We start from the raw sequence: 1,333 nt of genomic DNA, 5'->3' as shown, positions 1-1,333 counted from the left end.
TACAGCGGACGCTGGTCGTCTGCACCGCGCAAAATCTCAAGACCTTTTACAAAAAGTGGACAGCGCAGTTTTAGATGCTAACGTTCCTGAAAAACTTCGTGATGAAGAAGGCCAATGGTTCGGGCTCACAAAACGTGCGCGTATTATTGCTTATCACAAAGAACGAGTAAATCCCGAAGATATTCAAACGTACATGGACTTAACAAAGGATGAATTCAAAGACAAAGTGTTAATCCGTTCTTCTTCAAACATCTATAACCAATCCCTTCTCGCTTCTATGATTGCTTTAGAGGGTGAAGAGACAGCTAAGGAATGGGCGCAGGGTATTGTAGATAATATGGCCCGCGAACCAAAAGGCGGAGACCGTGACCAGGCGAAAGCTGTAGTTGCCGGTGAAGGTGACGTGGCAGTAATGAACACATACTACCTCGGTAAATTATTAAACTCTGAAGACCCTGAGGAAGTAAAAGTTGGCGAGCAGCTTGGAGTCATCTTCCCTAACCAGGATACGACAGGTACTCACGTTAACATCAGTGGAGCCGGCGTGGCAGCCAGCAGCAAGAACAAAGAACAAGCACAGAAATTAATAGAATTCCTAACCACAGAAGATGCGCAAAAACAATTTGCTGAAGCAAACTACGAATATCCAGTGAATCCGAATGTTGAACCTTCTGAATTGCTGAAAAGCTGGGGAGAGTTCAAAGAACAAGACATTAATCTATCAGAGCTTGGCGAAAACAATGATCAAGCTGTGAAGATTATGAATGAAGTAGGCTGGAAGTAATTTCACTCTATATTAAGTGCCGTACCCTTCACCTTAAGGTACGGCACTTGGTATATATACATTTCTACTGAGAACTGTTATCATTTTGGTGTATGGTCAATGTTGAATAAAAGGAACCTGACAGGCTTCTTTTATTGAAGATTGAGCTTACTTAGATGTACTAAAGGACGTGTCACGCTTGAAGCTTATACGCAAACTACCAGGATATATGAACATATGGTCCCTGCTCAGTCTCATCATTGTCATATTAATCTTACTTCCTAATGTGACGATTCTTATAAACTTTTTCACTCAAAAAGCTGAAAACTGGAGTCATATTCAAGAATTCATTCTTCCTGATTTATTAAAGAACACAAGCTTGCTTATCATTTTTACAGGTTTTTTGACGATTATGATTGGAACAAGTCTAGCGTGGCTGGTTTCAGCCTACGATTTCCCGATGAAGCGTTTTTTCAAGTGGGCACTGATTTTGCCCCTTGCCATTCCACCCTATATTGCCGGCTATACGTATAATGGAATCTTGAATTATACAGGCGTCATTCAGACGAC

1 protein-coding gene and 1 pseudogene are annotated in these 1,333 nt (G+C 41.4%); both read left to right on the top strand.

Annotated features, from left to right (window positions below; all coding sequences use genetic code 11):
• On the top strand, positions 1–784 hold a 784-nt coding region (locus LD39_RS18595; RefSeq protein WP_035551556.1), incomplete at its 5' end, for a Fe(3+) ABC transporter substrate-binding protein.
• 178 nt (positions 785–962) lie between these two features.
• Positions 963–1,333, top strand: a pseudogene (locus LD39_RS18590) (iron ABC transporter permease); the annotation flags it as partial.

Origin of the sequence: Halobacillus sp. BBL2006, from assembly GCF_000786645.1 — a bacterium.
Taxonomy (GTDB): Bacteria; Bacillota; Bacilli; order Bacillales; family Halobacillaceae; genus Halobacillus.
Note: the sequence above shows the minus strand (reverse complement) of the source record. Positions and strands in the feature narration are given on the sequence as shown.